The organism is Pseudomonas sp. HD6422, from assembly GCF_025377065.1.
GTDB classification, from domain to species: domain Bacteria; phylum Pseudomonadota; class Gammaproteobacteria; order Pseudomonadales; family Pseudomonadaceae; genus Aquipseudomonas; species Aquipseudomonas putida_U.
This window is the reverse complement of sequence record NZ_JAHWIW010000016.1, coordinates 120,317-127,761: the sequence shown is the minus strand read 5'-3', so window position 1 is coordinate 127,761 and position 7,445 is coordinate 120,317. Positions and strand designations below refer to the sequence as shown.

Annotated in this window: 6 protein-coding genes and 1 pseudogene; 4 read left to right on the top strand and 3 right to left on the bottom strand. The window is 59.4% G+C overall.

Translation table 11 applies throughout. The features are described from left to right. The first annotated feature begins 418 nt into the window (after positions 1 to 418). Complete coding sequence (locus KY379_RS13885) at positions 419 to 1,294, top strand: hypothetical protein (protein ID WP_261242358.1); 876 nt, start codon at positions 419 to 421, stop codon at positions 1,292 to 1,294. 383 nt (positions 1,295 to 1,677) lie between these two features. Here KY379_RS13885 and KY379_RS13880 read toward each other — a convergent pair. Then, positions 1,678 to 1,967: pseudogene (locus KY379_RS13880) on the bottom strand (type II toxin-antitoxin system RelE family toxin). Beyond that, positions 1,957 to 2,196, bottom strand: a complete 240-nt coding sequence (locus KY379_RS13875) for a type II toxin-antitoxin system RelB/DinJ family antitoxin (protein ID WP_060478286.1) — start codon at positions 2,194 to 2,196, stop codon at positions 1,957 to 1,959. The pseudogene KY379_RS13880 and the gene KY379_RS13875 overlap by 11 nt, the downstream one beginning before the upstream one ends. Before the next feature lie 270 nt (positions 2,197 to 2,466). Between KY379_RS13875 and KY379_RS13870 the strand changes: the two genes are divergently transcribed. Beyond that, on the top strand, positions 2,467 to 2,727 hold the full coding sequence (locus KY379_RS13870; RefSeq protein ID WP_133327605.1) for a hypothetical protein: 261 nt from the start codon (positions 2,467 to 2,469) through the stop codon (positions 2,725 to 2,727). Between the two features lie 87 nt (positions 2,728 to 2,814). Here KY379_RS13870 and KY379_RS13865 read toward each other — a convergent pair whose 3' ends face one another. Continuing rightward, positions 2,815 to 5,112 carry a TonB-dependent siderophore receptor gene (locus tag KY379_RS13865; RefSeq protein WP_196173657.1) on the bottom strand — a complete coding sequence of 766 codons (2,298 nt, stop codon included), beginning with the start codon at positions 5,110 to 5,112 and terminating at the stop codon, positions 2,815 to 2,817. A 143-nt stretch (positions 5,113 to 5,255) separates the two neighbouring features. Here KY379_RS13865 and KY379_RS13860 point away from each other — a divergent pair, with 143 nt between their 5' ends. Both KY379_RS13860 and KY379_RS13855 read left to right on the top strand, forming a co-directional pair. After that, complete coding sequence (locus tag KY379_RS13860) at positions 5,256 to 5,975, top strand: response regulator (protein ID WP_261242325.1); 720 nt, start codon at positions 5,256 to 5,258, stop codon at positions 5,973 to 5,975. A gap of 1 nt (position 5,976) precedes the next feature. Continuing rightward, a complete protein-coding gene (locus KY379_RS13855; protein ID WP_133327611.1) occupies positions 5,977 to 7,344 on the top strand; it encodes an ATP-binding protein in 1,368 nt (455 codons plus the stop codon). The last annotated feature ends 101 nt before the right edge of the window (positions 7,345 to 7,445 follow it).

Here is a 7,445-nt window from a genome sequence, read left to right as displayed (position 1 = left end):
GCAGCTGTCTCCAATAGAGTATGAGAAACGCTATTTCCTGAGCTTGGAGAGTGTCTAGGAAACCAGGGGCGATTCAGATTACCAAGACAAACCCTTCAAAATGGCAGATCAACACTCCAGTTGAGCAGCGCTATTTTACAAGTATCTCGGAGTTAGACGCCGACTGGCACGCCGGGAACTTTGATCAGATGATTACACTACAAGCACCCAACGGAGCCATCCCTCTCGACAGAAACTTTCTAAGCGTAATCATAGATGACCCTGCAACTGGAGATACGCCTAGCAAAGATTATATTTCGGCCGAGGAAGCAATCTCCAAGCTTACAGACCGTACGATCACACGCATACAATGTTCATCATGGTGCAAGTGCAAAGAAAACTACCAGAGTAGCTGGATAACTTCAAAAATGTTCAGTATATGACGCGCTTTCCCTCTTCTGCGAGCACTGGCTTTCCAAAAGCAATTTTTCGATCGCTTTTGCAGAAATTGGTACGCCGTGGTCATACAGAACTATCTGAGAAAGTCGCTTTGACCCTCGCCAAAAATGGCGATTCAAAGTGGCTTCAGACCCGAGCAAGCGTAATCTTGTTTGAGGAGTGCTGGCCGCTAGTGCCGGTGGTAGCGTCACACACACCAACCATTGTCCTTATTAAAAAAGTTGCAGGGTCTAAAAAAAATAAGGATGCAGCGGGTCTAGGAAGCCTTGCTTACGAATACTCCACTGGAAATAAAAGTGCAGCAAAAGACTCTCCAGATAGTTTAGCCGTTAGAACGGTAGCTGCAGGACTGGAGAGACCTGACGCTTTCTTTAACTGGGTGGAGAGCAAGAGCTTAAGCCTTGAACAAAAGAAAGTTACAGCTTCAGCCCGAAGTATTTATAAACAAGCAAGCTGGCAATGGGATAAGGCATTCTGTATCGCAGCGTCCTATCTTGCGATGTCATCACTACCTATAGTCACCCCCTCGACTGCAGATGTTGAAAGCAGCTTCCCTACATGGGTAGCTATTGACAAACATACACCTGAGGGACGGGCCGCCATTCAACGCGCCGGAGCTAAACTCAAGATACCGCCCAAGCAACTCTCTTGGATCAGTTTTTACCTCGAAAGCGTAAAGGTTAATTATTTGGTTGATTCTCCATGGTGGGATGCCGAGAGGAAATGGCGATTTTTACAACTCGGAATTTCTGAAAGCTACGCTTCTGAGGTCTGGAATCAAGCCTCAGAAATAATTCAAGAAGAACTCTACCTGCAGACCTCAAGAATAAACAGCCTCATTAAAACGGGCAGCTAAAACTTTTACAAACAAGCCAACTCCAGCATCCTTCCAGAACCAATTTGCTGACAACTTATTACTTGTTATAGCCGGACTGCACACCCTAATAAAAACATATCCAACCTCTCCACCAGCAGAACCCAGACCAATCAAGTTACTAACATCCGTAGTTGATACACCCACCCTTTCCAAATTTAAACTTACTGCTCTTTAAACTGAAATAGTTAGACGAAGGTTATAGGGTATTTTTTGAGATAGCGCTTTGCGCAAATTCTTTTATAACCAATTAAATCAATGATTTATGATACTTTTCGACTCCTGGTGCCGCACCATATCCAGCTCCATCGCATTCAACCGAAAGCCTTGGAAGCCCTAAAACCCGCCCGTTAACGGGTTTTTCGTTATGACGTTTTACCTACCACTCGCTCTGCCGCCTTGCGATAAGCCTGTTCCCGCTCGCGCTTATCCACAGCTACCACAAAAACCACTCGATCACCTGGTAGACCAATCGGTAGCCGCTACTGCGCAGCTTGATCTTGTAGCAGTCCGGCAAGCTATGCAGCCGGTTCGCCTCAACCCTCGGATTCAGCAAAACCGAGACGAGTTTTTTCTTGAGTTGCTGCCGGATCGTATCCCCCAGCTTTTGCCATTCCTTTAGCGCTCGCGCATCGAACTCAAGGCTATAGGTCATCCAGCGAAACCTTCACTCGCTGAGGGTCGGCAAGGCGCTCGCGAACGGTCGCTAGCAGCGCCTCATCTTCATCAGTCATGAGCACAGGTTTAAAAGGCAACTGCCCGCGCTCGGCGACGTACTGCAAGGCTTGGCGCATGAGCTCGGAGGGCGTAACACCCAACCGCTCAAGCTCACGATAGGCTCGGATTTTGAGATCGTCGTCGATACGAACATTGATGGATGCCATGGTGGCTTACTCATTGTAATGACAATGGTCTTTACAGTGGCGCAATTCTGGGCAGCAGACAAGTGGCTTATGAGCACAAACCGACGAATGATTGGCCATCCCCAGGCCAAGGCCTACTGCACAATTGGCAGGTGCCATGCACTTAGGAAACAGTCCTATATTCTGGAACCCACACGATGAGTGGTCAGGATTGCAACCCAGCAGAGCGGCATAATGGCACCGCTTTCTCGCCCCCCGCCTCCCCACTCCGCCCCTGCGAGCCACTTTGCAATGATTACCGAAACACGCTACTCGATCATCCTGGAACACAATGCCGAGGTGCTGCTTGAGAACGCCTCCATGGCGCAGGTGGAAGCCTTCTGGGATGCCAACGACACCCGCTACGTCGGCTTGCGCATGGAAGGCGAGGACAGCACGGATGTGCGAGTTCTGGTTTCCGATGAAATGCCGGAAGACGATGAGGAAGAGCTGTTCGTGAAGGCTTGGCAGCGCTTCGATGGACCGCAGCAAGAGGCTATGCAAGGGCAATAGCCCAGACCTGCATAGCCAATGGAAGTGGCTGTGCCCGCCCCATCGCCGGCAAACCGGCTCCTACAGGTACGGCGCACAGCCTCGGGGTCAGAACGCCGTGCTCACCGTCAGCGACATGTTTCGCGGATCGCCATAGATCGCCCCGGCATAGAACCCGTACCGGGTGTAGTAATGCTTGTCGAACAGGTTGTCGACGTTTAGGCTCACCGCCGTATCGTCGGTCAACTGGTACTTGGCCATGGCATTCCAGATCGCGTAACCCGACCAGTTCACGTCCGTGGACCCCGCACTCACGCCGTTGACCGGCTGCCCGGCGGGGCTGGATACCGCGCGGATGTTGCTCTGTGCCTTGACGCCGACGCCCAGGGTGAGGCGATCGAGCGGGCCGGACAGACGATAGGTGGTCGAGGCCTTGAATAGGTGCGACGGGTCGCTGCGACCGTCGCTGTCGACGCGGCGGAAGTGCAGGTAGGTGTAACCGGCGTAGATGTTCCAGTTCGGCGTCAGCGCACCGGCGATCTCCAGGTCGATACCGTCGGTTTCCTGGCCGGTGCCGGCCTTGTAGGCATCGCCACCGGTCGGGGTGGTCAGGCCGTCGTCGAGTACCGCCTTGTTCTCCTGTTTGGTGCGGAAGTACGCCGCCGATGCATTCAGCCGCCCGTCCAGCCACGCACCCTTGATACCGGTTTCGTAGCTTTGGCCACGGATCGGCTCGACCTTGGTGCCGCTGGCGGTCTCGGCGGTTTGCGGGTTGAAGATGTCGGTGTAGCTGGCGTAGAGCGAGTAGGTGTCGTTGAGGTCATACACCGCACCCAGGTACGGCGTGACGATGCCGCTGTTCTGCTGGTTGCTGCGCACGCCGCTGACGCTGAGGGTGGTGGCCGAGTAATCGGTGGTGCGCACACCGACGATCACCGAGAACGGATCGGTGATGCTGAGGCGGGTGGCGGCGTACATGCCCTGGAGGCGCGTGGTGGTCTTGCTGTGACGACCGGTGCGTGAGGCGAGCAGGTCGTAGTCGCTGTCCACGCCGTTGTGCCAGTCGGTCACCGGGAAGCCGTTGTTGGCGCGGAACTGACAGCCCACGGACGGCGCGCTGACGGTGTCGGCGCTGACCATGGTGCAGGTGTACTCCGGCGACCAGGCCACGGTGCGGCTGTCGTTGTAGCCGACCATGGCCTGGTGGGTGCGACCGAACAATTGGAATGGGCCGGACAGGTCGATCTGCGCCGACTGCTGGGTGGTGTCGGTGGAGCTGTGCAAGCCGTTGAGCACCGCGCCGCTGCCATCCTGGTCCCAGTAGCCGCCGTAGCTGCCACGGCCCGCCGAGTTGACCTTGGCCAGCCCTCGGTGATTGAGCACCTCGGAGGTGCTCTGGGCGGCCTTGAGGTCGAGGGTCCAGTCGTTGTCGAAGCGATGCTCCAGGGAGCCGAAGGCGGTGCGGGTGGTGTACTCGCCGAAGCTCCAGCTCGGCACCAGATTGGTGCTGCGCGGCAGATCGGTCTTGCTGCCGTCGCGGTACCAGATCGGGATGTTGGCACCCCAACCACCGCCGACCACTTTGTTGTATTCGTACTGATAGCCGGCGCCCAGGGTGGTGGCGTCATCCAGGTCGAATTCGAAGTTGGCCAGGGCCGCGCGGGAGCGCTCGGACTGGTTGTCGCGGAACGAGTTGGCATCTTGCTGGGTCATGACGAAACGCGAACGCAGGCGGCCATCCTCGGACAACGGCAGGTTGAGGTCGGCGCCCAGACGGCGTTTGTCCCAACTGCCATAGGTGGCGTAAGCGCTGCCGCCGAAGGTCTTGCTCGGGGCCTTGCGGATCAGGTTGACGGTAGCCGAGGGGTCGCCGGTGCCGCCGAGCAGGCCGTTGGCGCCGCGGACGATGTCGATGCGCTCGTACAAGTCCATGTTCAGGGCGTTGCCGCCGCCGCTGAAGTCGGAGCCGCCCTGGAACTGCAGGCCGTCGACCTTCCAGTTGCTGATCGAGTAGCCACGGGCGCGGAAATCGGTACGCCCGCCCACTTCCGACTTGCTGCTGGTCACCCCTGGAGTGGTGTCCAGCGCCTGCTCGAGGTTGCGAACACCACGGTCATCCATCTGCTGGCGGGTGATGGTGGTGACCGACTGCGGGGTCTGCCGTGGGGTCAGCTTGAGCCCGGTGGAACTGCGGCTGCTCTCGACGGTGTAACCGAGCTGCCCGGCATCGTCCGCAGGGAGCAAGGCGCTGTCCTCGATCTGGGTGGCCTCCAGTTCCAGCGGCTGACCATCGGCGGCCATGGCGCCGGCACTCAGGGTCAAGGCGATGCACAGGGCAAGCGGGCTGAGGCGGCTACCGCCGCAGGAGTGAAATTGGACATGGCGAAGGGTGCTGTGGGGTTTCATTTGGGAAGACTTCGTATTCGCAGATGATTTTTTGTTACGATTCTATGGATAAGCCCGTTGGGCTCCATGCCCGGCGTGTACGGGGATGTAATCGAACGTAACGAGGCGCCACCGGCCCTTTCCTCTCACAGGTGATTTACCCGATGAGCACGACCCTGCTGGTCGTCGATGATGACGACGAGATCCGCGAACTTCTCTGCGATTACCTCACCGATGCCGGCTACGCCGTGGTGGCGGCGGTCGACGGCGAGGGTATGCGCGAGCAACTGGCGCGGCACAAAGTCGATCTGGTGGTGCTCGACCTGATGCTGCCCGGCGAGGATGGCCTCAGCCTGTGCCGTCAATTGCAGGCAGTGCCTGGGCTGGCTGTGATCATGCTGTCGGCCAAGGGCAGCACGTTCGACCGTATCATCGGCCTCGAAGTGGGGGCCGATGACTATCTGGCCAAGCCCTTCGAGCCACGCGAGCTGATCGCCCGGATCAAGGCAGTGCTGCGCCGGCCACAGCGCCTGGAGGCCAGCCTGCCCGAGCCTGTGGGGCAGGCTGTGGCGTTCGCCGGTTTTCGCCTCGATCCGGTCAAGCGCCTGCTGAGCTGTCCGGACACCACTATCCACACCCTGCCCCGCTCCGACTTCCGCGTGCTGCAGGAATTGCTCGAGGCCAATGAACGCGTGGTGTCCCGCGACTTGCTGACACGCAGCGCCTTCGGCCGCGATCACCTCCCCGACGATCGCTCGGTGGACATGTGCATCAGCCGCCTTCGCCAGCACCTGCGCCGAAGCTCGGCAGCCCGCGCGCAGATCCTCACCATCCGCAACGAAGGCTACCTGCTGACCCTCGGTCAGGCCGAGGCTCACGCCTGAGATGCGCCTGCTGCGCCGGTTGTGGCCGCGTACATTGTTCGGCCAGCTACTGCTGATCATGGTCAGCGGCACGCTGCTCATCCAGCTGATGTCGAGCAGCATCTGGTTCGACGTGCGATTCGCCCAGGTGCTGGAGGCGCCGGTACGGCTGATCGCTGCGCGCAGTGCGCCCTTTATCGCCCAGGCTGACTGCCACCCGGGCAGCCTGCAGATTCCAGCGCACTATCGCCTGGGTTGCACCGAGAGCCTGCCGACCAGCCAGCACGACGAGCGTCGCGGACGCCGGCGGGTCGAACTGCTGCTGCGCCAAGCCCTCGGCTATGAGTTGGGACATGAACAGGCCGTGCGCCTGCTGAATGTGAAACTGACCGATGAGCTGGGCCAGCCGATCGTCTGGCGCAGCCTGTTCGGCCTGCGCACTGCGAAGGCGCATATCGCCTTCGCAGTGTCCCTGGCCGACGGCCACTGGCTGACCATCGAGGGCCAGGAGCTGCAAGGCTGGAGCGGCGAGTCGGCATGGGTACTGATCAGCGACTACCTGCTGCGGGTCTATGCGTTGCGCATCGTCGCGGTGCTACTGGTCTGCCTGGTGGCAGTACGCCTGTGCCTGCGCCCGCTGCAGCGCCTGGCCGATGCCGCACGCGGCCTGGGCAGCAACCTGGAGCAGACGCCACTGGCCTTGGATGGCCCGCAGGAGGTACGCCAGGCAGCCATGGCCTTCAACGCCATGCAGCAACGGCTGATTGCCATGGTCAACGACAAGGCCTATTTCCTCGCCGCCGTATCCCACGACCTGCGCACCCCGCTGACACGTATGCGGCTGCGCCTGGAGCGGCTGAAGGACGATGAGCAGCGCGAGCGCTTGCGGCAGAACATCACGCAGATGGACGACATGATCGGCCAGGTCCTGGATTACCTGCGCGCCGGCGAGCAGCAGAACCTGCAACCGGTCAACCTCGATCGCCTGGTGGCGCGGCTGTGCGCGGAACTGGCCAGCGCCGAGGAGCCGCTCCCTGTCCGTGGCCAGGCCGGCAGCCTGCAGGTCGATGCCCTGCTGCTGCAACGCTGCCTGCAGAACCTGCTGGTCAATGCGCTGCGCTATGCCAAGGAGATTTCAGTCAGCCTGGAAAGGACTGCCACGGCAGTATCGATCCATGTCGATGATCGCGGCCCCGGCGTCGCACCGGCGTTGCTGGCGACCATCACCGACCCATTCGTGCGCGGCGAGGGTTCGCGCAACCAGGCGTCGGGGGGCTACGGGTTGGGTTTGAGCATCGCCCAACGCATTGCCACCAGTCACGGCGGCGAGTTGGTGATGCTGAACCGCGAGGGGGGTGGATTGCGGGCCAGCGTCGTGCTGCCCTGTTAGCGACTCCAGCCTGGGCGATCCGCAAGAGGGCATTCAGGCCGAGGTACACCTGAACGAAACAGCCCCGGCATAGGCCGGGGCTGTTGCAGACGCCGAGTCGA